Raw genomic sequence first — 24,292 nt, 5'->3', positions numbered from 1 at the left:
TGATGATTGGTGGCGTCGCGGCGACTCTGGTGAAGCTCGCCCCGGTGCTGATCGTGTTCGGCGCGGGGGCGGTGTTCGGGGCGCGGAAGGTGCTGGCCAGTGATGCGGCGAAGGCGTTCAGTGACTTCGCGTTTCTGTTCGCGATTCCGGCCTATCTGTTTCCGAAGCTGTATCACGCGAATCTCGGTGCGCTGTTCGCGCCGGCCGCGGTCGGTGGGTATGCGGCTACCGCGATTGTCACGCTGATTCTGGTGGCGGTGTTCGGCAAGTGGGTGGTCGGGGCGGATGCGTCGGGGGTCGCGCTGCGGTGCATGTGTGCGGTTCAGGTGAACGCGGCCTACTTCGCGCTTCCGGTGCTGGACTTCCTGTTCGGGGATGCCTCGGCGATCTTTCCGATCGTGCTGTTCCAGGTGTGTGTGCTCACCGTTATCGTGCTCACGGTGCTGGAGCACGGCCGGTCCGACCAGGAGGCGGGAGAAGGCCGGGGAGTGTTGCGTGCGGTGGGGTCCGCGCTCAGTACGCCCGTGGTGGTGGCGTGCACCGCGGGCGTGCTGGCCAACCTCGTCAATCTGCGCGTGCCCGAACCGCTCCTGGAAGGCCTGGAGTTCGCCGGTGCGGCCGCGGCGCCGGTCGCGCTGTTCGCGCTCGGCCTGCACGTCGGCACCTTCGGTATGCGCTGGCGTCCGGTCACCCGCGACGAGTACCTCCTGATCGCCGTGAAATGCCTCGTCTTCCCGCTGCTGATGTGGGCGTCACTGCGCTACGTATTCGGCTTGGAGGGCACAACTCTGGCGATGTTCGTGGTCATCGCCGCCATGCCCGCCCCGCAGAACGCCTTCATCTACGCGCAGCGCTACGACGGCGAAATCGACCTCGTCGCAGCGGCCGTCGTCAAATCCACCGTTCTCGCCGCCGCCCTCCTCCCGCTCTGGATGCTCGCCCTAGCGACCTGACCGAGGCCACACCATGTCACTCGGCCGATGCCGCAACCATCTGCCGCTCGGCCGGGTTCGGGAGGCGGTCGAGGAAGTCGGCGATGCGGGGGGCGATCTCGGGGAGGTGGGTTTCGAGGGCGAAGTGGCCGGTGTCGTAGAGGTGGAGCTCGGCCTGGGGGAGGTCGGCCAAGTAGGCGTGAGCACCGGGGGCGGGGAAGAAGGGGTCGTTGGCGCCCCAGACGATGAGGGCCGGGGGAGCGTATTCGCGCAGCCAGGACTGCCATTCGGGGTAGAGCGCGACGTTGGAGTGGTAGTCGAAGGCCAGGGCGACCTGGGCTTCCTTGCGGCCGGGTAGGTCGAGGTAGTGCTGATCCAGGGTCCAGCTCTCCGGGGCGAGCACGCTCGGGTCGGGGACGCCGTGCTCGTATTGGCCGCGGGTGCCCTCCAGGGTCAGCAGCCCGCGGATGGTGTCCTCCGCGCCCTCGACCTCTGGTCGCAGCGCGACGAAATCGCGTGCGCCGTCGGACAATCCGGCCTCGTAGGCATTGCCGTTCTGGACGACCAGGCCGCTGATCCACTCCGGATGACGGGTGGCGATCCGGAAACCGACGGGCGCGCCGAAGTCGAAGACGTAGACGGCGAAGCTGGTCAGGCCGAGTCGTTGGACGAATCCCTCGGTGATATCGGCCAGCCGGTCGAAGCTGTACTCGAAATCCGCTGGGGCGACGGTGTTCCCGAAGCCGGGGTAGTCCGGGGCGATGAGCCGGTAGTCGGCGCCGAGCGCGTCGATGAGCCGCCGGAACTGGTGCGATGCGGACGGAAAGCCGTGCAGCAGCAACAGGACCGGAGCGTCGGCGTGGGTGGGCACGGACTCGCGGTAGAACACCTCGACGCCGTCGACATCGATGCTGCGGTGCTGGACCAAGGGTAGGACGTTCATGGCTTCACATGCTTTCTCTCGCTCTGGATGCATTAGTAATAGTCGCGTACTGGCTAATGTGTCAAGCCCATGAGTTACCATTAGTTTGTGACCGAGCTCGAACCGCTGATCGGCGAACCCCTGCCCCTGGACCTGGTGAACACCCGCCCGGTCGGCACCGATCTGCTGCGGACACCCGAACAGCTGGGGCGATGGCTGAGCCTGCAGGCCGATCGCCTCCCCGAAGCGTCCTTGCGCCCGACCCGAGCCGACCTGGATGCGGTGCAAGGTGTGCGCGAACACCTCTCGGCCGTGCTCGACGCGCTACTCGACGACCGCCGCCCTCCGGCCCCGGCCCTGCGCGGCCTCGACGCCGCCATATCTGCCGCGCCGGCGGTTCGCCGCCTCGCCTGGACACGCGAAACGCTCTCGGCAACTGTTGTGCGAGAAGGCAATTCGAGCGCACGGCTGGCCGCCGCGCTGGCCGACGCGGCCGTGGACCTGCTCACCGGCCCGTCCATCTCCCGCCTGAAACGCTGCGCTGCCGACGACTGTGTGATGCTCTTCCTCCCCGCGCACCCGCGCCGCCAGTGGTGTTCCCCCGAACGATGTGGCAATCGCGCTCGCGTCGCCCGCTACTACCAGCGCCACAAGGCCGCGACGGACTGATTCCTGGGGGTTCCCGTTGCATGGGTTCCAGGGCTAGGGTGAGGTCTACCTATTCAACGAGTTGCATATGCGAGGTGGATGCGATGGAGGCCTTCAAGAAGGCGATCGAGGCGCGCGACGGTGACGCGCTGGCGGCGACGCTGGCGGAGAACGTGGTGTTCACGAGTCCGGTGGCGTTCAAGCCCTATCCCGGGAAGCCGATCACCGCCGCGATTCTGCGTGGCGTGCTGCGAGTGTTCGAGGATTTCCGCTACATCCGCGAGATCGTCAGCGCCGATGGCCGAGACCAGGCCCTGGTCTTCGAGGCGACGGTGGACGGCAAGACCGTGAACGGCTGCGACTTCCTGCATCTGGACGAGAACGGGTTGATCGACGAGCTGACCGTCATGGTTCGCCCGCTGTCGGCGGCGCGTGCGCTCGCCGACGCCATGGGGGCGCAATTCCCGCGTATCGAGGAAGAGGCCGCGCGCGGTATGGTGGGCTAAGTTAATCGCCGTTCGCCCGCTGATCGGCAGCGCTGAGCTAGGAGCCGCCATGACTTCCGCCGTCATCGTCGACATTGTTCGCACGCCCTCGGGAAAGGGGAAACCCGGTGGGGGACTGTCGGATGTGCATCCGGCAACGCTGCTGTCGGGCGTCCTGGAAGCGCTGATCGAGCGCAATGACCTGGACCCGGCGCTGGTCGACGATGTGATCGGCGGATGCGTCACGCAGAGCGGCGAGCAGGCGTTCAATATCTCGCGCACCGCGGTGCTGGCGGCGGGCTTCCCGGAATCGGTGCCCGCCACCACCGTGGACCGGCAGTGCGGATCCTCGCAGCAGGCAGCGCATTTCGCGGCGCAGGGCGTGCTCGCCGGCGCCTATGACATCGCCATCGCCTGCGGCGTGGAGTCGATGAGCCGGGTGCCGATGTTCTCCAACGCCCAGGGCAAGGACGCCAACCGCGGCCCGATCGCGCATCGCTTCCCGGAAGGCCTGATCCAGCAGGGCATTGCGGCGGAAATCATCACCCAGCGCTGGAAGCTGGACCGGGAAACCCTGGACGCGTTCGCCGCCCGCTCGCACCGGCTGGCCGCCGAAACCGCCGCCGCCGGCGGCTTCGACAACGAACTCGTCGCCGCGGGCACCCTCACCGCCGACGAAACCATCCGCGCCACCACCACTCCGGAAGGGTTGGCCGGGCTGCGCCCCGCGTTCGTCGACGAGGCGATGAAGCAGCGCTTCCCCGAGATCGACTGGTCGATCACCCCGGGCAATTCCTCGCCGCTCACCGACGGCGCCTCGGCCGCACTGATCATGAGCGAGGAGAAGGCCAACCAGCTCGGCCTGCGCCCGCGCGCCCGCTTCCACTCCTTCGCCGTCACCGGCGACGACCCGCTGCTCATGCTCACCGCCGTCATCCCGGCCACCCGCAAGGCCCTGGCCAAGGGCGGCCTGACGATCGACGACATCGACGCCTACGAAGTGAACGAGGCCTTCGCTCCCGTGCCGCTGGTTTGGCAGCACGACCTCGATGCCGACCCCGCCAAGCTGAACCCGCGCGGCGGCGCCATCGCCCTCGGTCATCCGCTGGGTGCGTCGGGCACCCGCATCCTCGCCACCATGCTCAACCACTTGGAGCAGACCGGCGGCCGCTACGCCCTCCAAACCATGTGTGAGGCAGGCGGACTCGCCAACGCGGTCATCATCGAGCGCCTGTAGTCGCTGAGACCCGCGCCACTCCGTTGCCGACGGCATTGTGAACCTGCCTGCCCGAAACGGTAGGTTCACCGTCGCTGGGCGATTGCTGGTTGCCACACCGCTCGGCTCCCATGCTTCCCGTCGACCGGCCTGACCGGTTCGGCGCTGCCCCGGGTGCGCGGAATCGGTGAACGGAGTTCGAATGGTGTCGACGACAGAGCGGACCGGCGGCGCGCCAGATACCTCGGTGCTGGCCGCGCTGCGCAGCCCGAAACGGCTGCGGGTGGAGGTGCTGGCCGGTCTGGTTGTCGCCCTCGCCCTGATCCCGGAGGCGATTTCGTTCTCCATCATCGCCGGGGTCGATCCGCGGCTGGGCCTGTTCGCCTCGTTCACCATGGCCGTGACGATCGCGATCACCGGCGGCCGCCCGGCCATGATTTCCGCGGCCACCGGCGCGGTCGCGCTCGTCATCGCGCCGGTGGTGCGTGAGCACGGCGTCGACTACCTGATCGCGACGGTGATCGTCGCCGGTCTGCTGCAGATCGTGCTGAGCGTAGCCGGGGTGGCGAAGCTGATGCGATTCATCCCGCGCAGCGTGATGGTGGGCTTCGTGAACGCGCTGGCCATCTTGATCTTCCTGGCGCAGCTGCCGCATCTGATCGGTGTGCCGTGGCTGGTGTATCCGATGCTCGCGGTGGCGATCGCGGTCATGGTGCTGCTGCCCAAGCTGACCACCGTGGTTCCGGCCCCGCTGGTGGCCATTGTCGCGCTCACCGCCCTCACCATGGTGTTCGCACTGAACGTGCCCGATGTCGCCGACGAGGGCGAGTTGCCGTCGAGCCTGCCGTCGTGGTTGATCCCGGACGTGCCGCTGACTCTGGACACCTTGCGGATCATCGCGCCCTACGCGCTGGCGATGGCGCTGGTCGGCCTGCTGGAATCGTTGATGACCGCGAAACTGGTCGACGACATCACCGACAGCCGCTCCGACAAGACCCGTGAGGGCTGGGGCCAAGGCATCGCCAACATCGTCACCGGATTTTTCGGCGGTATGGGCGGTTGCGCGATGATCGGCCAGACCATGATCAATGTGAAGGTGTCCGGCGCCCGGACCCGTATCTCCACCTTCCTGGCCGGAGTGTTCCTGCTGATCCTCGTGGTGGGCCTCGGTGGACTGGTCGGTCAGATCCCGATGGCTGCACTGGTCGCGGTCATGATCATGGTTTCGGTGGGGACCATGGACTGGCATTCGATCGCCCCGAAGACGTTGCGCCGCATGCCGATCGCCGAAACCACTGTCATGCTCGTCACCGTCGCGGTGACCGTGGCCACCCATAATCTCGCCTACGGCGTCATCGCCGGTGTGCTGACGGCCATGGTCGCCTTCGCGCACCGGGTCGCGCACTTCACCGAGGTCGACAAGATCGGTGACGCCGACATCGATCAGGACGGCGCTGTCGATACCCGCGTGTACAAGGTGCGCGGGGAGTTGTTCTTCGCTTCCAGCAACGATCTCGTGTACCAGTTCGACTACCTCGGCGATCCGCCCAATGTCGTGATCGACATGTCCGAGGCGCACATCTGGGACGCCTCCACCGTGGCCACCCTCGACGCCATCACCACCAAGTACGCCGCCAAAGGCAAGCGGGTGGAGATCATCGGTTTGAACGAAGCTTCCGAGAAACGGCACGAGCGGCTGTCGGGTCACCTGGCCGCGCACTGAGCCGTGCTCAGTCCGGAAGCAGCGGAACGGAAATGCCCTCGCCGCGGTGCAGCAGCGCCGCACGGGTAACCGCGGCCGAGCCGAAGCGGCGGCGCAGATCGTCGAGCGTCGCGTCCAGGGTGTTGTCGGCGCGCGACTCCAGCGGCAGGGTCAGTTGCGCCGTGTCCGCATCCTCGAGATTCGTCAGCGCGAGGCCGATCAGGGTGAGGCCGCGCTCGGAGATCATTGGCGTGGCCGTCGCGAGCAAGGTGCGCGCGGTGGACAGGATCGTGGCGGTGGAATCGGTGGCTTCGGGCAGCGTGTGCGAGCGGGTCGCGCGGCTGAAATCGTCGAAACGCATGCGCAGCACCACCGTTCGGCACACGCGGTCGGCCGCGCGCAGGCGGCGGCCGAGCCGGTCGGTGAGGCCGTGCAGGTAGGCCTCGATTTCCTCGGGTGGGCGGTGGTTGCGTCCGAGGGCGCGTTGCGCGCCGATCGAGCGTCGCCGGCGGCCGGTTTCGACCCGCCGTGGGTCGAGGGCCATCGACAGGGCGAACAGATGCCGGGCAGCGGCGGGACCGACGATGGCGCGCAGCGGACTCTCGCCCAGTTCGGCCAGCTGAGCGATCCGGGTGATGCCGTGCTCGTGCAGTTTCGCCGCAGTGACATCGCCTACGCCCCACAGCCTTTCGACAGGCAGCGGATGCAGGAAATCCAATTCGCCGTCAGGCGGGACCAGGCGCAGGCCGTCGGGCTTGGCCACCGCACTCGCGACCTTGGCGAGGAACTTGGTGCGCGCGATGCCGACCGAAATGGGCAGGCCGACCCGGTCGCGGATGTCCGCGCGCAGCCGCTGCGCGATCGCCACCGGCTCGCCCGCGATCCGGCGCAATCCGCCGACATCGAGGAACGCCTCGTCGATGGAGATGCCCTCGACGATCGGCGTGGTGTCCCGGAAGACCTCGAACACCGCTTTGCTCGCCTCGGCGTAGGCGCTCATGCGCGGCGGCACGACAATGGCGTGCGGGCACAGCCGGATCGCCTGCCCGCCGTTCATCGGCGTCCGAATCCCGAACGCTTTCGCTTCGTAGCTGGCCGCCAAAACCACACCGCCGCCGACGATCACCGGCTTCCCGCGCAGCCGCGGATCGTCGCGCTGTTCGACCGAGGCGTAGAAGGAGTCGAGGTCGGCGTGCAGGATCGTGGCCTCGGCCCGGGCCTGGATGCGCGGGTGGCCGCGGGATTCGTCTGTCATGGGAAGCCCTCCTCGTCGCGCCGGCATTCGATCGAACATATGTTCGCATATCTCGCGCGTGGAGGGAATCGGCTCGGCGGAATCTACGGTTCGAGTCCGTAGGAATGCCGTACGGTCGGTACTCTGGCGGCAAGATGATCAGTGGTGAGGGAGTTAGGCACGGTGCGTGGATTCGGAGATTTGGAAGCCGTGATCATGGACCGGATCTGGGATCGGGATTCCGAGCACAGCACGGTGCGCGACTTCTACGAGGAACTCAGCGCCGAACGCGAGATCGCCTACACCACCGTCATGTCCACCATGGACAATCTGCATCGCAAGGGCTGGCTGGCGCGTGAGCGCGCCGGCAAGGCCTACCGGTACTGGCCGACGGTGACCCGGGAGGAACACAGCGCGCGGGTGATGCTGGAAGCGCTGGAGTCCGGCGGCCGCTCGGATCTGGTGCTGAGCTACTTCGTCGATCAGATCAGCGCCGAGGAATCGGCGGGTCTGCGCGCGGCCTTACGGCGCGTCACCGCCCGGCAGGCGCCGCGCTGATCGGAAGTAGGCTCTAGTCGAGCGAGGAGGCGGCGGTGCAGGTCAGCTGGGATCAGGTGTTCACGTGGCGGCTGGCACGCCAGTACATCTCGGATCCGACCTCGGCGCAGGTGCCCGTCATCGTCGAACGACTCTGCGGCGTGCAGACCCAAGTCGGTTCGGCCGCGGAAGCCGCGGTGGCGCTGCGCCGTAAGACTCCCAAGTCCGGAGCCCTCTCCCAAGCCCTCTCGAAGGGCACGCTGTTCAAGACCTGGGCCATGCGCGGGACGCTGCACGCGCTGACCCCCGAATCGGCCGCTGCCTTCCTGCCGCTGATGGCCGCGACGCGGATCTGGGAAAAGCCCTCCTGGCAAAAGACTTTCGGCGCTACCCCAGCCGAGGTCGAGGCGCTCACCGCGGCCGTTTCGCAAATCCTGGAGAACAAGGCGCTGACTCGTGACGAGCTGGTCGAAGCCCTGCTCGCGGACAAGGCGTTCCACAAAATGGGGGAGGAGCTGAAGTCCGGTTGGGGCGCTTTACTCAAGCCGCTGGCCTGGCAGGGCGCGCTGTGTCACGGTGCGGCACAGGGCAATCGGGTCACCTTCACCACCCCCGCCAAGCTGATTGCGGGCTGGAAGAGCCTCCCCGAACCGGACGCGGCGGCCCCCGCCGCCGTCACCGCCTATCTCGGCGCGTACGGCCCGGCCACCCCGGATGCCTTCGACGGCTGGCTCAGTCGCAACAACAACCGCAAACCCGCTGTCCGCGGCTGGTTCTCGGACTTGGGTGACGCTCTCACGCAAGTCGATATCGAGGGCACCAAGGCCTACATCCGCGCCGAGCACGCCGACGAACTCGCCGCCGTGCAGCCCCAGAAGTCGGTCCACTTCCTGGGCGCCTTCGACCAGTACGTCCTCGGTCCCGGCACCAAGGACACCGAATTGCTGCCCGCCGCACACCGATCCGATGTCAGCAGGACAGCGGGTTGGATCGCCCCGCTCGTCGTGGTCGACGGCCGCATCGCGGGTACCTGGGAGAGGGACGGCGGCAACTTGGTTGTGTCGATGTTCGACGGCGCGAAACCGCCCGCTAAGAAACTCGACGCCGCAGCTTCCAGGGTCGCCGCGGCGCTCGGCATCGATGTCGTGAAAGTCGTATCTGCCTAACGCTTCTTGACCTCGAGCATTGTTGAGGTCCTAGCGTCGCGTGCGACGAAAGGATTTCGACAATGACGACACTGGTTACCGGCGCCACCGGAAACACTGGCCGCCACGTGGTGCGAGAACTGCTCGAGCGCGGGGAGAAGGTCCGCGCGCTGACGCGCAGTCCCGCTGCGGCCGTACAGGTTCTGCCGTCGGGCGTCGAACTGGTCGAGGGTACGCACACCGCGCCGAAGACGGTCTCCTTCGAGGGCATCGACCGATTGCACGTCACCGTGACGGCGGGTCTCGCCGAAGTGGGGCCGGAACTGGTCCAGCGGGCCGTCGATTCCGGCGTCCGGCGCATCACCGTGGTGTGGGGCGGCGCGGTCGGACCGACCGAGGAGGCGATCGCCGACTCGGGTGTGGAGTGGACCCGCGTGGAGCCGCAGGAATTCATGTCCAACACCCTGAACTGGGTCGATTCGATTCGCGCCGAGGGTGTAGTCCGCGAACCCTACGACCTCCCGAGCGCGCTCGTGCACGAGGCCGACATCGGCGCGGTGGCCGCGGTCGCTCTGCTCGAAGACGGTCGCTCAGGCCGCGCGTACAACCTCACCGGACCCCAGGCGCTGACACCGCGGGAACGCATCGCGCTGCTGTCTCGGGCGGCCGGGCGTGAGATCGCCTTCGTCCCGATGACCCACGAGCAGGCAGTCGACCGGCTGATGGCCACCGGCGTCTCCCGGGAGGACGCCGAGTACGTCATCGGCTGGTACGCCGCGCCGCCGGCCGAATCGGCGACCGTCGTGGATACGGTCGAACGGGTAACCGGCCGTCCCGCCCGCACTTTCGAGCAGTGGGTGGCCGAGAACGCGCAGCGCTTTCAGTAGTCTCAGGCCCGCCGATTCACCAGCACCTCGAACCCGTCGAGGATGCTTTGCAGCCCGAATCCGAAGTGGTCGAAGCTCTGGTCGAACGCGTCCTCGGACAGGGTCGCCATCAGCGGATACTTTCCCGAGGCCAGTTCGCGCTCCAAGACCGGCAGCTGCGCCTCCCAGAATTCGGCGTCGGTGAGGCCGGATTTGCGCTCGGCTTCCTCGTGATAGAGCTGGCTGCGGGCCGCGCCGGTGACATACCCGTCGACGGTGACGACGACGCCGATCAGTTCCTGGTCGGTCAATCCCATCGGTTTGATCTGTCCCAGGATCAGTTCCATGCCTTGGATCGCCGCGGGGCCCATGATCGGCCGAGTCTGGTTGACCTGGATCAGCCACGGGTGGCGGCGGTAGAGCGTGAGCGTCTCGTAGGCCATGCGCTCGAGCGCGGCCCGCCAGCCGGGCGCGCCGTGGTCGGCCGGCGTCGGCTGCTGCACCCGGTCCAGCATCAGATCGAGCAACTCGCCCTTGCCGGGCAGGTACCGGTACAGCGTCATGGTGCCGATGCCGAGCTCGGTCGCGACCCGGCGCATCGTGACCGCGCCCAGCCCCTCGGTGTCGGCCACCCGCACGGCGGCCTCGACGATCTGATCCAGCGTGAGCCCGGGCTTCGGGCCGCGACTGGGGCGGGGGCCGTTGTCCCACAGCAGGTCTAGGGTGCGCGCGATATCTCCGCTGCCGCTGGTTTCCGTGCTGGTCATGGGGGTCAGCCTAATCGAATCGAAATTAACTGGGTACGTTGTACCCATAATAGGGTACGATGTACTCAGTTAGTTCCGATTCGGGAGGATGAGGGTGAACGAATACGCGGTGCAAGCCGAAGGGCTCCGCAAGAAGTACGGGGACAAGAACGCTTTGGACGGTTTCGACCTCACGGTGCGCCGGGGCACCGTGCACGGGCTGCTCGGTCCCAATGGCGCCGGGAAAACGACTGCGGTGCGGATCCTTTCGACACTGGTGCGCCTGGATGGCGGGCAGGCCACGGTGGCCGGACTCGACGTGGTGCGGCAGCCGCGGGAGGTGCGCGCCGCCATCGGTCTCACCGGTCAGTACGCGGCCGTCGACGAGGTGCTCACCGGGCGGCAGAATCTCGAAATGTTCGGGCGGCTCTTCCATTTGGGCGGTCGCCGGGCCAAAACGCGCGCTGTCGAACTGCTCGAACGTTTCGAGCTGGCCGACGCCGCGGACAAGGGTGTCGGCAAGTACAGCGGCGGCATGCGTCGCCGGCTCGACCTGGCCGCGTCGATGATCCTCGCGCCGGAGGTGCTGTTCCTGGACGAGCCGACCACCGGCCTGGATCCACGCAGCCGCGGCGAGGTGTGGGAATCGGTGCGCGCCTTGGTCGCCGACGGGACCACCGTCCTGCTCACCACCCAGTATCTGGAAGAGGCCGACAGGCTGGCCTCACACATCACGGTGATCGATCAGGGCCGGGCCATCGCCGATGACACCCCCGACGGGCTCAAGAACATTCTCGGCGGCGACCAGATCGTGGTGGTGGCCAGCGAGGTCGCAGATCTGCCGGCGGTCGCGAAAGTCGTTGCGCGCGTTTGTGAGGGCGAACCCGAGATCGACGACGTCGAACGGCGGGTGCACGCACCGGTCACCGACCGCGTCGCCGCCCTCACCGAAGTGGCGCGGACGTTGCAGGACGAAGGCATCGTCGTCGAGGACATCGGCCTGCGCCGGCCCAGCCTCGACGATGTCTTCCTGCAGCTCACCGGCCACCGCACCGAAACCACCGAGGAGGCCGCGTGATGTCCGCCGTCGAAACTCTCCCGAACCGTTCCCGCCTGTTCTGGGTGGTCGCCGACTGCTGGAATGTGGTGCGGCGCGGGCTGACCCACTATCAACGCCAGCCGGTGAACATCGCCTGGCAGCTCGGTTTCCCGATCCTGTCGGTGCTGCTCTACGGCTACGTCTTCGGCAGCGCCATGGTCGTCCCCGGCGGCGGCGACTATCGGGACTTCCTGATGCCCGGCATGTTCGTGATGACCATGGCGTTCGGGTTCATCAACACCGCGACCCTGGTCGTCTACGACGCCACCAACGGCGTGATCGATCGGTTCCGCTCCATGCCGATGGCGCCGTCCGCGGTGGTGTCCGGTCGCGGCGTCACCGACCTGCTGGTGGCCTGCGCCGAGCTGACCATCCTCATGTTGACCGCCCTGGTCATCGGCTGGCGCCCGGACGGCGGAATCCTCGGCGCCATAGTCTCTTTCGCACTCCTGCTGTGGTTGCGGTTCGCCCTGATCTGGGTCGGCGTCTGGCTCGGCCTGCTGGTGCCGAACCCGGAGGCAGCGGGCGGCCTCTTCGCAGTCGCCTTCCCCCTGACCATGATCTCCAGCATCTTCGTCGCCCCCCAACTCATGCCGAGCTGGCTGGGCGCGATCGCCTCCTGGAACCCGATCTCCTCCACAGCCGCGGCAACCCGCGAACTGTTCGGCAGCCCGGTCGGCAGCGGTGACACCTGGATCGAACAGCATGCGGTCCTGATGGCGGTGATCTGGCCGCTGATCCTCACCGCAATCTTCCTACCGCTGGCGGTGCGCCGATTCCAGCGCCTGAGCCGCTGAGAACACCCGAGCGCCCGGTTTTTCGTGAGGCCGGGCGCTCGGCGTGGCAAATGCGCCGCTACCGTGCGTCGGTCGTCGTGCGGACCCCAACCGCCCAGTTACGGGCCCCCTCCGCACAACGACCCCCGGTGCGACGCAACCACGCCCCCGCCGCCGACCACCACCTCCTACAGCCCCGAGGTAGACCCCAAGAGCCCGTGCTATGGACCGCCGCCCCACGATGACCCATCGTGCGACGGCCGCCCCACCGAGGAATAGCTCCGAACCCTGATGATCGGTGCGAGCCGAACGTTCGCACCGATCACTCGGGATTTGTTGCACTCACGCGGCGAACCCAACCAGCTCAATCCACCTCTGCTGCACGGCTTTCCGGAAACAGACGCCCGATCTGCCGCTGTACACTCCCATCAAGATCTAGAGGGGGTTCTGTGCACCTACCGCATTGCAGCGACATCCTGCCCTCTTCGAGTGGTGGGCAGTCGATCACTCGAGGTGGCGCCGGGCAGGCGTGGTCAACTCTGCGGAGCCGACGTGGATAGCTTTACTGTCGACGTATCCAGCCTCGCGGGGTTCAAGCTTGACCTGCAAGACCTCGGAACGACTTTCGAAGCGAACGCCTCGAGACTGTTGCCGGGGGTGTTACTACCCAGTGGGTCCTCAGGGCTCATCGCATCGCTGGCACCGGCCTTCGAAAAGTTCCGGAGTGCCGTATCCGCTGCACAGCAAACGGATCTGAGTGCGGTCGGCACGGCGGGTGAAAACCTCTCCACCGCGGTCACGAAGTACCTGGCGACCGACGGAGGCTCCGCGAAAGCCCTGTCGGCGGCATCGGTTGACGCCTTCGGTGACGTCGGCGCATCCAGCCAGCCGAACCGGGGTGCCAAACGATTCAATGGCCTACAGCTGCCTAGCCTGTCGGAGGTCCCAGAGGAGCAGTACACCGTCCGGCAGGTGGTGACGAACGCGATCGGACAGCTCTCGAGCTACGACGAACCGTTGCAGGTGGCAATTGGCATCAAGCCCACAGCTGACTACCTGACTCCGCTGGAAGCGGACTGGGAGGCATTGCAAGCCATCGGCAAACGGATCGGACTGCTCGGCGTCAACGACTACGTGGCATCCCAAAACCTTTCGGGGGGCGGAAACTGGTTGCGGAGCAGTTGGTCTGGCACGGCAGCGGACACGTTCACGACCACTATGACAACCCTTGTTCAGAGGATTTCTGAAAGAAGCACTGATCTCGAGCAAATATCGAAGATTGTCCAGAACGGCGGCGAATGTCTGGAACGTCACGTCTACAACCAGGCGATGGCTCTGAGTAGCGGCTTGCTGCAACCGATGAACTACCTGGGATTCAACCTGCCACTGGCAGTCTGGGCACGACTGGTCAATCAGGCGGTAGACGCCTCGATGAAGGGAGAAATCATCTCTGCGGTCGACTCACTGAAAAAGTCGGTGGAATCCAGAAAGAGCGTCATCGCCACCCTGCTGGAGCGCCTGGTCAAGGCGCTGGAGTACTCACCGGGGCGGGCGTTGCCCACGTTCGACTCGACCGGATTCGAGGTCCCAGAGAAGCTGGCAGTAGACCTCGGTGCAACGCGGTACGGCTACGGCGACAACGTTTGGTGGGAGAACAGCATTGCATAGACCGCTCGAAAATCCACCAGCGCCCAGGAACCCGGCAGCGCACGGCTCGAAGTCCCTCAGTAAGTCGGAGGCCGCAGAAAATTCCGCTCTAGTGGCATCGGTAAAGAGCTATTTCGACGTCCGAGGCTATAGTTTCGCATCGAGAATGCTCGGAATTTACTTGGAGAACCGAGGGTCCAACGAAGAAATATCGATAAGTCTCGAAGAATACTTGAAGGTTAGCAATTCGGCGACCGTCAAAGCGGCATTGTCCAGATGTTTCGATGAAATCTATGAGCTGGCAAGGGCGGACCCGCAGACCGGTGTCAAGAGGGAGATCACCTCCAACTGGCAAGGTGTACATGACGTCGATGATGCCGATGTGGCGAAGGCGTTAGGAACATTTGCGGTGGCGGTAGGTAGCGATACCACAGTCCTCGCGCCGGGTCTGCTGGATGGTCTTCGGGCTCAGGTATCCTACAAGATCTATGTTTGCGACTACTACAATTTCGACCATCTGGACATGTCGCTCAAGGATCCCGTAGAAGGGTTTCCGAGAACCGCAAATAACTCTGCGCGAGTGTTGGAGGAGGGTGGATTGGCTCGAAGCTTCATTGCCAGGGGAGAATCACCCTACGTAGAGACTTGGACCCAAAACCTGTGATCAGTACTCTGTCATCGAGAATTATTGCGACTGTATCGGCATGTGCAATTATTCTCCTGATTCCAGCGTGCACAAGTGATGCCGATAAGTTCGATAACCTGACAGAATGTGGCAACCTGAGGTTTCCAGATGCGGTGGAATTGGTCTCCTATCACGAGAAGTTGGTGGGTCATGACCAGGTCTTAGTTGCCGTTGTCGATATGTCTGCGGACCAAGTCGCCGAATTCAAACAACGGTCCGAACTCGTCCGCTTCAAGCCAGGAGTTCCGATCAGCTGGCTCGAGCAATGGGATGGTGCGGACGTGCTGAAGTCGGAGGCTGGAAACGAACATCTGGTGGACCCGAATCCATGGCTTCGGGTTGCGATCCATGACTCCGGCGGTCAGTCGCGGCGAGTCTTCCTCAGCTTGGCCTGCTGAGCGGGGGCAGGCTTCGCGTCGACTGGCCGAGGCAACCGCGCAGCCAATCCGACCAAACCGGCGAGGAATGCCACACCCGCGATGACGTACCAACCGCGCTGGAATGCGTCGAGCGTGGTTTGGGGATCGGCGGCGGAGCCCAGCACCAGGACGAACAGTGCCACGCCGATTGCTAGTCCGATTTGGCGGGACATGCTCAAAACCGCTGAGCCGGTGGCGAAGCGGTGGGGTGGGAGGGCGCCGGTGCCGGTGGCGAAGGAGGTGGGGAGGGTGAGGCCGACGCCGAGGCCGGTTAGGAGCATGCCGCCGAGGCCGCCGGCGGCGTAGTTAGGTTCGAGGGTGAGGGCTGTTGCCCACCAGAGCAGGCCTGCTGCGAAAGCGGTGCCGCCCAAGGCGATTACGGGGCCTGGGCCGATTCGGGCGATGAGTTTGCCGGCGAGGATCGCGACGATCGGTACGACGAGGGGGCCGGGGGCGACGGCGAGGCCTGAGCGGAGGGCCGACCAGTCCCACACCTCTTGGGACCAGAGGACGAAGGACAGGAGCATGGCGCCGAAGGCCATGTTGAACAGGATGCCGTTGGTCACCATCAGGGCGAAGTTCGGGATGCGGAGCAGTTCGGGGTCGACCACGGGGCTGGGATGGCGGGCCGAGGAGAACACGAAACCAGTACCCGCCAAGACGGCGACAGCGAACGCGCCAAGGGTGCCGGTCGACGACCAGCCCCAGTCCGCACCCTGCACCAGTGCCAGGACGAAGGCCCCGATGCCCGCGGCCAGCAGGAGCGCGCCGACCAGGTCTGGGAATCGTCCGCCGCCACCGGCGGGCTTCGGCAGCTTGCGCACTCCGGCGATGAGCGCGATCACGCCGATCGGCACATTCACCAGAAATACCCAGCGCCAGCCGAATTCGACGAGTACGCCACCGAGTACGGGGCCGAGCGCGGCACCGAGTCCGCCGAACGCGACCCACAAGCGGACCGCTGTCGGCCTGCGCTCGGCCGGGGTCGCCGCCAGCACCAGGCCCAGCGAGGTGGGTGTGAGGATCGCGCCGCCGATCGCCTGGATCACGCGGAACGCCACCAGCGACCCGACATCCCACGCGGTCGCGCACAGGGCCGAGCCGAGTACGAACAGCGCGAGCCCGAGCAGGAAGGCGTTGGGGGTGCCGCTGCGGTCACCGAGCCGTCCGGCGGGCACCAGCAGTGCGGCGAACACGATCGCGTAGGCGTTGAGCACCCAGGACAGCCCGGCGATGTCGGCGCCGCCGAAATCCGCCGCCATGTCGGGTAGCGCCACGTTGACGATGAACAGATCGAGACTCGACAGCAGCACGCCGATCGACACGATGGCGAGAACCAGCCCAGGTCTGGATCCCTGGGAATCCAGAGACGGGTTGCCCGCGGGTAGTGGGGCTCCAGCGGGCGGCCGCGGTGACGGATCTTCCGGTGCGACAGGAACATTCACGACGGCTCTCCGCTCCCACTAGCGAGTTGCATCATGAAACGCACCATAAACGAGTGGGTTGTTTCAAGCAACCGACTAGGCTGGGCGCATGCGGAGGATGAGCTTCGAGGACATGAACTGCTCGGTGGCGCAATGCCTGGAAGTGGTCGGGGAGTGGTGGACGCTGCTCATCGTGCGCGACGCGCTGTTCGGGGTAACCCGCTTCGACGACTTCCGCGCCCGCCTCGGCATCGCCCGCAACGTGCTCACCCAGCGCCTGGAACACCTTGTCGCCCACGGCGTCCTGACCCGGGAGCCCTACCAGCAGAACCCGATCCGCTACGACTACCGGCTCACCGCCAAGGGCCGCGCGCTGTGGTCGGTCGTCAACGCCATGCGGCAGTGGGGCGACGAATGGGCCGCCCCGGACGGCCCGCCGATCCAGGCGGTGCACGAAAGCTGCGGCCACGTCGCGACTATCGAGCCGCACTGCTCGTCCTGCGGCGAGCGTGTGCACGCGCGCGACCTGCATCCCGTCTACGGCCCTGGCGCCCGCGACCACACTTTGCTGCCCGGCTGACCACGTCGTCCCGGCGCACTTATCGGCTGCGACGACGGGGCGATAGGCTGCCGCCGTGGCGGAGCAACGGCTGATCGATACAGTGGCGTGGGTGCGGATCGAGGACGGACGGATCCTGTGCGCCCGCCCGCGCGGCAAGGATGTTTTCTACATCCCCGGCGGCAAACGCGAAGGCACGGAGACCGATCTGCAGACTCTGCTGCGCGAGATCGAAGAAGAACTCACCGTCGCGCTGCTCCCGGACACCGTCGCGCACGTGGGCACCTACGAGGCCGCCGACAACGGACTGCTGGTCCGGATGAGCTGCTACACCGCCGATTACCGCGGCACGCTCGCCGCGAGCAGCGAGATCGACGCCCTCGCCTGGTTTGCCTACGCCGATCGGGAGCTGGTGCCCCCGGTCGATCAGCTACTTTTCGACGACCTGGTTGCCGCCGGACAGCTGAGCTGAACGCTCCCGCGCGCTACGGTCGTGGGATGAAGACGGTTGTCTCCGTATTGCGCTGGGCCGCCTACGCGCTGGCCGCACTCCCGCTGGCTTTCGCTCCGTTGGCGGTGCGGTTGCGGGTGCCCCGGCGACTGCTCGGCGTGCGTTTCGACCCACAACCGTCGGCTCTCCGCGCCGCCGCGCACACGCTGCTCAGCGGCGGCATGGGCCTGTTGGCCTGGTTCCTGCTGTTCTTGGCCACCGTTGCCGCCGTGCGAGGCATCGCGTACCCGCTGCTCACCGGCGACGACTACGAGAACTCCTGGGGCGGCCCGACATTGGGTGGTGCGTGGGCGGTGCACGCCGCACTGGGTATCGGCTTGCTGCCGGTATGGGCGATCGGGCTGGCGGGCCTCGGGCAGCTACAGGTACGACTGGCGCGCAGATTACTCGGCCGCACCGGCGCTTTCTGGTCGCTGCCGCTGGCTGTACTCCTGGCCTGCGCCGGCGTGCTGTTGTTCATCTCCTGGCTGCACCAGATCTGAGGCAACCCGACTCGGCCCCGCCTCGAACGGATCGAAGCGGGGCCGTATCGGCCTGACGCGCGTGCGCGTCGCGGCGAATTAGCTGGGAACCGGTGCGCGACCGGCCAATTCGATGAGGTGCTCCATCAGCACCAGCAGCGCGTTCTTGGCCGAGTCCCGGTTGCGGGCATCGCAGAGCAGCACCGGGGTCTGCGGGTCGAGGTCGAGGGCGTCGCGCACCTCGTCCACCGTGTACCGCGGTGCGTCGTCGAAGCAGTTCACCCCGACCATGAACGGAACGCCGCGGCGTTCGAAATAGTCGACTGCCGCAAAGGAATTGCTCAACCGCCGGGTGTCGGCCAGCACCACCGCGCCGAGCGCGCCCCGGGACAGCTCGTCCCAGAGGAACCAGAACCGGTCCTGGCCGGGCGTACCGAACAGGTACAGCACCAGATCCTGGTCGATGGTGATGCGCCCGAAGTCCAAAGCCACTGTGGTGGTGTGCTTCTGCTCCACACCGGACAGATCGTCGACGCCGCTGGACACCTCGGTGATCAGCTCTTCGGTGCGCAGCGGGGTGATCTCGCTGATCGCCGACACCATGGTCGTCTTGCCGACGCCGAAGCCGCCGGCGATAAGGATTTTGACCGACGCCGCCAGCCGGGGCGCGTTCGGGTTGTGCTGGTCAAAGTTTTCGGATGCCATCCAGAACCGCTCGCAATACGTTGAGATCGCCGGGACCGGTCTCCGGCTGTACCGGTGACCGGAAGATCAGATGTCCCTCGCCGATCAAATCTCCGACAAGGATCTTCGTCACTGCCAAGGGAAGTTTCAAGTTGGCAGAGACTTCTGCCACCGCGTGGGGGGCTTTGCACAGGTGAATGATTCGGGCGTACTCCGGTTCGATCCGGCGCAGAGTGGGCGCCGGGTCGGTGGTGACGACCACCGTGAGTATGTCCAGATCATGTCCTGCCCCCATGGTTCGCCCGCGGGTGAGCGCGTACGGCCGGACCAAAGGCCCGGCCGCCTCGTCGAACCAGGGTTCCCCCCTGCGGGTCATGGCAGGCGCGCTGGGGTGGATAGATAGTTGCCGACGCGCTGCACGGTGACATTCATTTCATAGGCCACCATGCCGAGGTTGGCGGTTTCCGAAGCCTGCAGTGCCAGACAGGCATTGGTGCCCGCGGAGGTGACGAACAGGACCGCACGGTCGAGTTCGATCACCGCCTGCCGGACACCGCCGCCGTCGAAGCGGGCGCCCGCGCTGCGGGCCAGCCCGTACAGCGTGGACGACATGGCGGCGAAATGTTCGGCGTCTTCGCGGCTCATCGCGGTAGAGCGGCCCAGCAGCAGCCCGTCGGTGGACAAGACCACCGCGTGCCGAACCCCTGCCAGCCGGTCCACCAGATCATCCAATAGCCAGTTCAGATCACCGGTTTGGGGAGCGGTCACCGTAGCCTTCCTCATCTTTAGAATTGGACACTGTTTGTTGGTCGGCCGGATGCGCGCGGCGCCCTTGCCGGGTTCCGTTCTCGATGGCCGACATCAGGTCCCGGGCCTGCTCGGCGGACCGAGCGCGTTCCACCAGTGGCGTGGGTGCGGTCGCCGGCGGCGGCTGCTGAGCCAGTTGTGGTGCGAGGTTGGCCTGCCGGCTGCGGCGCGGCAGCAGTGGCCGGCCGTCGGGCCCGACACCGCCTTCCGAGCGTGGCGGCAAGCCGAGCGCGGTATCCGTGCGCGGTCCCGAGCCGAACGCGGCGTCGGAGTGCGGCGGCAAACTGCGCGAGGAGGTCAGCCGCGGTGGTTCCACCGCGGGCGGGTTGTAGGCCGGGGTTGCTGCCGGCGGGGCGGTCAGCACGGCCGTGGACTCGGATTCCAGCGCGCGCACGGGCGGGCGTTCGGGCAGTGGTTCACCGGTGAACTGCACCGACTGACGGTACCGCCGGCCCGGCTCCGGGAGGCTCGATTCCGCAAGGGGGATATGGGAATCGGCGGCCAGGATGGCCGAGGGGATGAGCACGATGGCACGGATGCCGCCGTAGTCGGAATCGGAAAGCCGCACCGAGACACCGTGGCGGGCCGCGAGCTGGGAGACCACGAACAGGCCGAGCCGGGAGTCCACCGACAGCGCCGCGACACCGAAATCCGGTGGATTGCGCAGCATTTCGTTGACCCGGGCGAGCTCGCCCTCGGGCATGCCCATGCCCTGGTCGGTGATCTCGACGACCAGGCCCTTGCCGACCACGTTGCCGAACACCTCGACCTTGGACTGCGGCGGCGAGAACGAGGTGGCGTTGTCCACCAGCTCGGCGAGCAGGTGGATGAGGTCGGCCACGACCGAGCCCATGATGTGCGCCTCGGGCAGCCGGGAGACCCGCACGCGCGCGTAGTCGACGGTCTCGCCGACCGCGGAACGCACCAGGTCGATCAGCGGCACCGGGCTGCGCCACTGCCGGCCGGGCTGGCCGCCGCCGAGGATGATCAGGTTCTCGGCGTTGCGGCGTTCGCGGGTGGCCAGATGGTCCAGGCGGAACAGGGTTTCCAGCAGCGCGGGATCCTCCTGCCGGTTCTCGGCCTCGTCCAGGATCTCCAGCTGCCGGTGCACCACGATCTGGCTGCGGTGCGCGATATTGAGGAACACCGCCTGCACACCCTCACGGGTGCGGGCTTCGGCGATGGCGCCGGTCACGGCGGCGGCGTGGGCCTGCTCGAACGCCTTTGCCACCTGGCCGATTTCGTCGTGCCCGAAGTCCAGATTCGCCGATTCGTCCGCGGGATCGACCTTTTCGCCGGCGCGCAGCCGCGACATCAGTTCCGGCAGGCGGTCGTTGGCCAGCGCCAGGGTCTCACCACGCAGCAGCTTGAGGCGGCGGATGATCCGGTTGGCCAGCCACAGGGCGATGAGGAAGGCGATGACGCTGGTCAGGATGACGCCCGCGCCACCGTAGAGCGAGTTGGCCTCGTTGCGCTCGCCCAGCTCCTGCGCTCGCGAGTGGGCGTGGCGGGTCTGGTCGACCCACATCTGGATCAGCGCGTTGTTGACCTGGGTCGCGGCGCCCTGCCACTGCTCGGTCGTCAACGGCAGTTCGGCGTGGTCGTCGTCCGGCTTCGCGGTCGGTGCGCCGGCGTGGACGTCCTCGTGCACGAAGTGCTCGGAGATCGCGACTTCCATCGTGGACAGCTGCTGCCAGGCTGTGCTGGAAACCAAGTTGCCGGCTGCCTGGGCCTGTTCGGTTTCCAGGTCGGCGGTGAGGAAGCCGACCTCGGTGCGGTAGAAGCCGACCTGGCGGTTGAACTCCGCGATCGGGATCACGGCCTCGCCGTCCCGGGTCAGGTTGGCCAGGCCGACGGCGTAACTGCGCGACATGGCTTCACCGGCGAAAAGCAGGCGAATCGATTCGGTCAGCTCGGTGGCGGTCTCGGCGTTCGGCGCGGTCTGCTGGGCGATCTGGCTGCCGATGGAGATGACGTCGATCAGCTTGTTGTAGAAGCCGTAGGTTTCCAGGGCCGGCAGCATTCCGACGTCGATGGCGCCACGGGCCTGGGCGACGCCGGTGGCGAGTTTGTCGGAGTCCTCGAACTTGCCCTCGAGCCGTTCCGGGTCGATCTTGATCAGGCCCTTGGAGACCTCGACGACGTTCTTCATAGCGGTGTCGAGGCGGGTCCGGGCGGCGGTGATGGCGGGGCCGAGGGTTTTGTCGCCGGCGGTGCGTTGCAGCGTCAACTGCCGCTCCAGCTGGATCGCTTCCATCATCTCCGCGGTCGGCCCGATGACGCGCTGCATCTCGATCGCCCAATTTTTGGCGTAATTCCCCTGCCGTACCAAAAATCCGGCTGCGGTGACGCCGACCACGAGCAGAGTCAAACTCGGGATGAGCGCGATCGCCAGGATCCGGGCGCGGACGCCGAGCCTCGCTCTGAACATTGAGACAACCTAAACCAGTGAAACCGGCATAAGGGATTCGGATTCCGGTGAGCGGGACTCGATTTGACAAACCGATCGGCGCGGTTATCTGAAACCCTCGCTTTGTCAGTCTGCACCGAGCTTTGTTCTGCCACATCATGATTCGTCACAACGTCTGGATCGGCCACGCAACGCGCGGGGGTGAGGGTGTTCCGGCGTGGCGGGCGGCAGCGTAGATTGTGTGTACCCGCCAGTAACTACAAAACGAGGAGGCGACGATGCCCGCGCCTGAAGCCGGAGTGTTCGAGCGACTGAGCACGCTCGCGGCGATCGACGATCCCGCGTCCCGCTCCCGCAAAACGATCGCCGAGACCTTCACCGGCACCGTGCTGGGCAGCGTGCCCGTCGGCACCGCCGACGACGTCACAGCCGCGTTCGAGAAGGCCCGCAAGGCGCAGGTCCGCTGGGCGGCCTGCACGCCCGCCGAACGCGCCGCCGTGCTGACCCGCTTCCGCGAGCTGGTCGTGGCCAACCGCGAACCCCTGATGGACGTGGTCCAGGCCGAGACCGGTAAGGCGCGCTGGGCGGCCCAGGAAGAAGTAATGGGCATGATGTTCGCGGCCCGCTACTTCGCCAAGGCCGCACCCAAGCTGCTCTCGTCGCAGTCGGTGCCGGGCGCGTTCCCGGTGCTGAACCGGGCGGCGGTGACCCCGCAGCCCAAGGGCGTGGTCGGCGTCATCGCGCCCTGGAACTACCCGATGCTGCTCTCCATCGGTGACTCCATCCCCGCACTGCTCGCGGGCAACGCCGTGGTGGTCAAGCCGGACAGCCAGACCCCGTACTCGGCGCTGGCTGCCGCCGAACTGCTCTACCAGGCCGGGCTGCCGCGCGACCTGCTCGCCGTGGTCACCGGCCCGGGCACCGTCGTCGGCACCGCCATCGTCGACAACTGCGACTACCTGATGTTCACCGGGTCCTCGGCCACCGGCCGCGCCCTGGCCCAGCAGTGCGGCGCCCGCCTGATCGGTTTCTCCGCCGAACTGGGCGGCAAGAACCCGATGATCGTCACCAAGGGTGCGAACCTGGCCAAGGCCGCCAAGGCGGCGGTGCGCGCGTGCTTCTCCAATGCCGGCCAGCTGTGTATCTCCATCGAGCGGCTCTACGTCGAGGAGTCGGTGGCCGCGGAGTTCACCGAGAAGTTCGTCGCCGCGGTGCGGGCCGCGAAACTCGGTGCCGCCTACGACTACTCGGCCGACATCGGCAGCCTCATCTCCGAATCCCAGCTGGAGACGGTGTCCAAGCACGTAGCCGACGCCACCGCCAAGGGCGCGGAGATCCTGGCCGGCGGCAAGGCCCGCCCGGATCTGGGCCCGCTGTTCTACGAGCCGACCGTGCTCTCCAAGGTGACCGACGAGATGACTTGCGGCCGTGAGGAAACCTTCGGCCCGCTGGTGTCGATCTACCCGGTGGCCGACGTGGAAGAGGCGATCCGGCTGGCCAACGACACCGAGTACGGCCTCAACGCCAGCGTGTGGGCGGCCAGCAAGTCCGACGGCGAGAAGATCGCGCAGCGCCTGCACGCCGGCACCGTGTGTGTCGACGAGGGCTACGCCCCGGCCTGGGGCACCACCGCCGCACCGATGGGCGGCATGGGCATCTCCGGTGTCGGTCGCCGGCACGGTCCCGACGGCCTGCTGAAGTTCACCGAATCGCAGACGGTCGTGGTCACCCGGTTCCTGAATCTGGATGCGCCGCCGCTGGTTTCACAGGACAAGTGGCAGCCGTTCCTGATGGCGGTCGCGCGAGTGATCCGCTTCCTGCCCGGAAGGTAGAAGACCCCCCCGGGCCGGCCGACTCGGTCTGCGGCGAGTCGGCCGGCGCGGCAGGTAATGCACTGGGTGGTGAAGTTGCCAAGGACCTCACCACCCAGCCATCACCGGGTCTCGGGGATGGCAGCCGGGGGGCGAGTTCAGGTGAGCTCGTCGGCTCCGGTGCGGGGCGGCGGCAGGGCCGCCAGGGTGGAGAGTTCGACTTCGGTCAGCAACCGGGACCGGATGATGAACCGCACGCCCTCGGGCGCCTCCAAGGAGAATCCGCCGCCGCGTCCCTCGACCACGTCGACCGTCAGATGGGTGTGCTTCCAGAGCTTGTACTGGTCGCCACTCATCCAGAATTCGGTGTGCCAGGCCAGGTGGCCGAGTAGCACATCGGCGGCGCCGACGTGGAATTCGCGCGAGGGGAAGCACATCGGCGAGCTGCCGTCGCAGCAGCCGCCGGATTGGTGGAACAGCACCGGCCCGTGCTGTTCGATCAAGCGGCGCAACACCACTCGTGCCGCGTCGGTCATGCCGACCCTGTGGACCCTGGTGTGCATTTG

Annotated in this window: 25 protein-coding genes and 1 pseudogene; 17 read left to right on the top strand and 9 right to left on the bottom strand. The window is 66.6% G+C overall.

What is annotated here, in order from left to right; all coding sequences use genetic code 11:
* Nucleotides 1-2 precede the first annotated feature (2 nt).
* Nucleotides 3-953, top strand: coding sequence for an AEC family transporter (locus tag IBX22_RS01750; protein ID WP_228538130.1), 951 nt, complete (start codon nt 3-5; stop codon nt 951-953).
* 16 nt (nt 954-969) lie between these two features.
* On the opposite strand, the gene IBX22_RS01745 is transcribed toward IBX22_RS01750, so the two are convergent.
* Nucleotides 970-1,875, bottom strand: a complete 906-nt coding sequence (locus tag IBX22_RS01745; RefSeq protein WP_228538129.1) for an alpha/beta fold hydrolase — start codon at nt 1,873-1,875, stop codon at nt 970-972.
* Between the two features lie 87 nt (nt 1,876-1,962).
* Here IBX22_RS01745 and IBX22_RS01740 point away from each other — a divergent pair, with 87 nt between their 5' ends.
* The 4 genes from IBX22_RS01740 (at nt 1,963) to IBX22_RS01725 (ending at nt 5,926) form a co-directional block, all read left to right on the top strand.
* Nucleotides 1,963-2,523 carry an ABATE domain-containing protein gene (locus tag IBX22_RS01740; protein WP_194813619.1) on the top strand — a complete coding sequence of 187 codons (561 nt, stop codon included), beginning with the start codon at nt 1,963-1,965 and terminating at the stop codon, nt 2,521-2,523.
* Nucleotides 2,524-2,606: 83 nt separating this feature from the next.
* Complete coding sequence (locus IBX22_RS01735) at nt 2,607-3,008, top strand: nuclear transport factor 2 family protein (RefSeq protein WP_194813618.1); 402 nt, start codon at nt 2,607-2,609, stop codon at nt 3,006-3,008.
* A gap of 49 nt (nt 3,009-3,057) precedes the next feature.
* A complete protein-coding gene (locus IBX22_RS01730; protein WP_194813617.1) occupies nt 3,058-4,224 on the top strand; it encodes a thiolase family protein in 1,167 nt (388 codons plus the stop codon).
* 181 nt (nt 4,225-4,405) lie between these two features.
* Nucleotides 4,406-5,926, top strand: coding sequence for a SulP family inorganic anion transporter (locus IBX22_RS01725; RefSeq protein ID WP_194813616.1), 1,521 nt, complete (start codon nt 4,406-4,408; stop codon nt 5,924-5,926).
* 7 nt (nt 5,927-5,933) lie between these two features.
* On the opposite strand, the gene dinB is transcribed toward IBX22_RS01725, so the two are convergent.
* Nucleotides 5,934-7,160, bottom strand: coding sequence for a DNA polymerase IV (dinB, locus tag IBX22_RS01720; protein ID WP_194813615.1), 1,227 nt, complete (start codon nt 7,158-7,160; stop codon nt 5,934-5,936).
* Nucleotides 7,161-7,322: 162 nt separating this feature from the next.
* Here dinB and IBX22_RS01715 point away from each other — a divergent pair, with 162 nt between their 5' ends.
* The 3 genes from IBX22_RS01715 (at nt 7,323) to IBX22_RS01705 (ending at nt 9,708) form a co-directional block, all read left to right on the top strand.
* A complete protein-coding gene (locus tag IBX22_RS01715) occupies nt 7,323-7,697 on the top strand; it encodes a BlaI/MecI/CopY family transcriptional regulator (protein WP_309234378.1) in 375 nt (124 codons plus the stop codon).
* Nucleotides 7,698-7,732: 35 nt separating this feature from the next.
* Nucleotides 7,733-8,842, top strand: a complete 1,110-nt coding sequence (locus IBX22_RS01710) for a winged helix DNA-binding domain-containing protein (RefSeq protein ID WP_194813614.1) — start codon at nt 7,733-7,735, stop codon at nt 8,840-8,842.
* Between the two features lie 62 nt (nt 8,843-8,904).
* Nucleotides 8,905-9,708 carry an NmrA family NAD(P)-binding protein gene (locus IBX22_RS01705; RefSeq protein WP_194813613.1) on the top strand — a complete coding sequence of 268 codons (804 nt, stop codon included), beginning with the start codon at nt 8,905-8,907 and terminating at the stop codon, nt 9,706-9,708.
* A gap of 2 nt (nt 9,709-9,710) precedes the next feature.
* Here IBX22_RS01705 and IBX22_RS01700 read toward each other — a convergent pair whose 3' ends face one another.
* On the bottom strand, nt 9,711-10,454 hold the full coding sequence (locus IBX22_RS01700) for a TetR/AcrR family transcriptional regulator (RefSeq protein ID WP_194813612.1): 744 nt from the start codon (nt 10,452-10,454) through the stop codon (nt 9,711-9,713).
* 88 nt (nt 10,455-10,542) lie between these two features.
* Here IBX22_RS01700 and IBX22_RS01695 point away from each other — a divergent pair, with 88 nt between their 5' ends.
* The 5 genes from IBX22_RS01695 (at nt 10,543) to IBX22_RS01675 (ending at nt 15,038) form a co-directional block, all read left to right on the top strand.
* Nucleotides 10,543-11,511, top strand: a complete 969-nt coding sequence (locus tag IBX22_RS01695) for an ATP-binding cassette domain-containing protein (protein ID WP_194813611.1) — start codon at nt 10,543-10,545, stop codon at nt 11,509-11,511.
* On the top strand, nt 11,511-12,329 hold the full coding sequence (locus IBX22_RS01690; RefSeq protein WP_194813610.1) for an ABC transporter permease: 819 nt from the start codon (nt 11,511-11,513) through the stop codon (nt 12,327-12,329). The genes IBX22_RS01695 and IBX22_RS01690 overlap by 1 nt, the downstream gene beginning before the upstream one ends.
* A 531-nt stretch (nt 12,330-12,860) precedes the next feature.
* Nucleotides 12,861-13,976, top strand: coding sequence for a hypothetical protein (locus IBX22_RS01685; RefSeq protein ID WP_194813609.1), 1,116 nt, complete (start codon nt 12,861-12,863; stop codon nt 13,974-13,976).
* A gap of 145 nt (nt 13,977-14,121) precedes the next feature.
* Nucleotides 14,122-14,619, top strand: a complete 498-nt coding sequence (locus IBX22_RS01680) for a hypothetical protein (protein ID WP_194813608.1) — start codon at nt 14,122-14,124, stop codon at nt 14,617-14,619.
* Nucleotides 14,616-15,038, top strand: coding sequence for a hypothetical protein (locus IBX22_RS01675; RefSeq protein ID WP_194813607.1), 423 nt, complete (start codon nt 14,616-14,618; stop codon nt 15,036-15,038). Before IBX22_RS01680 ends, IBX22_RS01675 begins: the two co-directional genes overlap by 4 nt.
* On the opposite strand, the gene IBX22_RS01670 is transcribed toward IBX22_RS01675, so the two are convergent.
* Nucleotides 15,002-16,504 carry an MFS transporter gene (locus tag IBX22_RS01670; RefSeq protein ID WP_194813606.1) on the bottom strand — a complete coding sequence of 501 codons (1,503 nt, stop codon included), beginning with the start codon at nt 16,502-16,504 and terminating at the stop codon, nt 15,002-15,004. The genes IBX22_RS01675 and IBX22_RS01670 overlap by 37 nt on opposite strands.
* Nucleotides 16,505-16,592: 88 nt before the next feature.
* Between IBX22_RS01670 and IBX22_RS01665 the strand changes: the two genes are divergently transcribed.
* From IBX22_RS01665 to IBX22_RS01655, 3 genes are read left to right on the top strand one after another with little or no spacing between them, the layout of a single operon-like run.
* Nucleotides 16,593-17,063, top strand: a complete 471-nt coding sequence (locus IBX22_RS01665; RefSeq protein WP_194813605.1) for a helix-turn-helix domain-containing protein — start codon at nt 16,593-16,595, stop codon at nt 17,061-17,063.
* Nucleotides 17,064-17,118: 55 nt separating this feature from the next.
* Nucleotides 17,119-17,514, top strand: coding sequence for an NUDIX domain-containing protein (locus tag IBX22_RS01660; protein WP_194813604.1), 396 nt, complete (start codon nt 17,119-17,121; stop codon nt 17,512-17,514).
* A gap of 26 nt (nt 17,515-17,540) precedes the next feature.
* Nucleotides 17,541-18,035, top strand: coding sequence for a hypothetical protein (locus IBX22_RS01655; protein WP_194813603.1), 495 nt, complete (start codon nt 17,541-17,543; stop codon nt 18,033-18,035).
* Nucleotides 18,036-18,113: 78 nt separating this feature from the next.
* Here IBX22_RS01655 and IBX22_RS01650 read toward each other — a convergent pair whose 3' ends face one another.
* Genes IBX22_RS01650 through IBX22_RS01635 form a run of 4 tightly spaced genes read right to left on the bottom strand, consistent with a single transcriptional unit; the run spans nt 18,114 to nt 21,936 of the window.
* Nucleotides 18,114-18,719, bottom strand: coding sequence for an ATP/GTP-binding protein (locus IBX22_RS01650; protein ID WP_194813602.1), 606 nt, complete (start codon nt 18,717-18,719; stop codon nt 18,114-18,116).
* Nucleotides 18,700-19,074 (bottom strand): DUF742 domain-containing protein, encoded by a 375-nt coding sequence (locus tag IBX22_RS01645; RefSeq protein ID WP_194813601.1) that lies wholly within the window; start codon nt 19,072-19,074, stop codon nt 18,700-18,702. The genes IBX22_RS01650 and IBX22_RS01645 overlap by 20 nt, the downstream gene beginning before the upstream one ends.
* Nucleotides 19,071-19,466: a roadblock/LC7 domain-containing protein gene (locus tag IBX22_RS01640; protein ID WP_194813600.1), complete on the bottom strand. Its 396-nt coding sequence runs from the start codon at nt 19,464-19,466 to the stop codon at nt 19,071-19,073. The genes IBX22_RS01645 and IBX22_RS01640 overlap by 4 nt, the downstream gene beginning before the upstream one ends.
* Complete coding sequence (locus tag IBX22_RS01635) at nt 19,444-21,936, bottom strand: nitrate- and nitrite sensing domain-containing protein (RefSeq protein WP_194813599.1); 2,493 nt, start codon at nt 21,934-21,936, stop codon at nt 19,444-19,446. Before IBX22_RS01635 ends, IBX22_RS01640 begins: the two co-directional genes overlap by 23 nt.
* Before the next feature lie 254 nt (nt 21,937-22,190).
* Between IBX22_RS01635 and IBX22_RS01630 the strand changes: the two are divergent.
* A pseudogene (locus tag IBX22_RS01630) lies at nt 22,191-23,747 on the top strand (succinic semialdehyde dehydrogenase); the annotation flags it as partial.
* 137 nt (nt 23,748-23,884) lie between these two features.
* On the opposite strand, the gene IBX22_RS01625 reads toward IBX22_RS01630, so the two are convergent.
* Nucleotides 23,885-24,289: a DUF779 domain-containing protein gene (locus IBX22_RS01625; RefSeq protein WP_194813597.1), complete on the bottom strand. Its 405-nt coding sequence runs from the start codon at nt 24,287-24,289 to the stop codon at nt 23,885-23,887.
* Between the last annotated feature and the right edge of the window lie 3 nt (nt 24,290-24,292).

It is taken from the genome of Nocardia sp. XZ_19_385 (assembly GCF_015355755.1).
Taxonomy (GTDB): domain Bacteria; phylum Actinomycetota; class Actinomycetes; order Mycobacteriales; family Mycobacteriaceae; genus Nocardia.
The sequence above is the reverse complement of the archived record's forward strand: the minus strand, read 5'-3'. Positions and strand labels throughout refer to the sequence as shown.